Annotated in this window: 1 protein-coding gene; it reads left to right on the top strand. The window is 59.9% G+C overall.

Going from position 1 to position 1,360, the window contains the following annotated elements; all coding sequences use genetic code 11:
- Nucleotides 1-143 precede the first annotated feature (143 nt).
- On the top strand, nt 144-1,331 hold the full coding sequence (locus Q7V20_RS23255; protein WP_304796400.1) for an ISAzo13 family transposase: 1,188 nt from the start codon (nt 144-146) through the stop codon (nt 1,329-1,331).
- The last annotated feature ends 29 nt before the right edge of the window (nt 1,332-1,360 follow it).

Here is a 1,360-nt window from a genome sequence, read left to right on the forward strand (position 1 = left end):
CCTTGAAAAATCTGGCCACCAGTCAAAGCCAGATCATTACCTCCAACTATCTTGGCACGGCCTTGGCTAAGGCAGTGTCAATAAATAACATTTACAAGTGAGTTAAGGCCTGTCACTTTCAGGGTGTGGTAGCCCTTCGCGATATGCAGGTGAAGTTGCAGACTCTCTGGCCCCATCTCAATGAGCGGTCACGGCGCATGCTGGCGGCCGCTGAGGCTGAACAGATCGGTTATGGCGGAGTTTCTCTGGTGAGCCGGGCCTGCGGCCTTTCGCGCGTGACGATCATCAAGGGCATCCGGGAATTAAGCGTCCCCGCGCTGCCCACTGAACGCATTCGCCGCACCGGCGGCGGGCGCCACTCGCTGGTCCAGCAAGACCCCAAGCTGCCGGCCCTCTTGGAATCTTTGGTCGAACCGCTGACGCGGGGCGATCCTGAGTCGCCGCTGCGCTGGACCTGCAAAAGCACACGCACCCTGGCCGGTGAGTTGACCGACCGGCGACACGCGATCAGCCATGAAAAAGTGGCGCAACTGCTGCGCGCGATGGATTACAGCCTCCAGGGCAATCGGAAGACCGAAGAGGGGGAAGATCACCCGGATCGCGATGCCCAGTTCCAGCACATCAACCGCCAGGTGCGGTTGGCGCTCCGGCGGCGGCAGCCCGTCATTTCGGTGGACACCAAGAAAAAAGAGTTGCTCGGTAATTTCCGCAACCCGGGCCGCCAGTGGCGCGCGCAAGGCGCGTCCGAACACGTCGCCGGGCACGATTTCCCCGATCCCTCCGTACCGCGCGCCTACCCGTACGGTATCTACGACTTGGGCCAAAACACGGGTTTCGTTAGTGTGGGAACGGATCACGACACGGCGACGTTCGCGGTCGCCTCGATTCGCGGTTGGTGGCGGGCGGAGGGGCGGCGGCTGTATCCCCGGACCACGCGCTTGCTCATCACCGCCGACGGCGGCGGCAGCAATGGCTACCGCTTGCGGCTCTGGAAATGGGAACTGCAACGTTTGGCCGACCAGACCGGCTTGGAGATTGCGGTCTGTCACTTTCCGCCCGGCACCAGCAAGTGGAACAAAGTCGAGCATCGCCTCTTCTCGTTTATCTCCTCCAACTGGCGTGGCGAACCTTTGCGCGATTATGAAACGGTCGTGGGGCTGATCGCTTGCACCACCACGGCCAAAGGGTTGCGGGTGACGTGCCGCCTGGATCGTCGCAAATATACGTTGGGACGAAAAATCACCCCCCAACAGATGGCCAGCATCAATTTAAAACCAGAGGCCTTTCATGGCGAATGGAACTATGTCATTCGACCCATGCAATCTCGCTGACTTGTAAATGTTATTTATTGACACTGCCT

The organism is Aquabacterium sp. (assembly GCF_030652515.1).
Classification (GTDB): domain Bacteria; phylum Pseudomonadota; class Gammaproteobacteria; order Burkholderiales; family Burkholderiaceae_C; genus Aquabacterium.

Excerpts from the sequence above, each read along its gene's own strand:
- Q7V20_RS23255 (WP_304796400.1), top strand. The coding sequence starts at position 144 with ATGCAGGTGAAGTTGCAGACTCTCTGGCCCCATCTCAATGAGCGGTCA.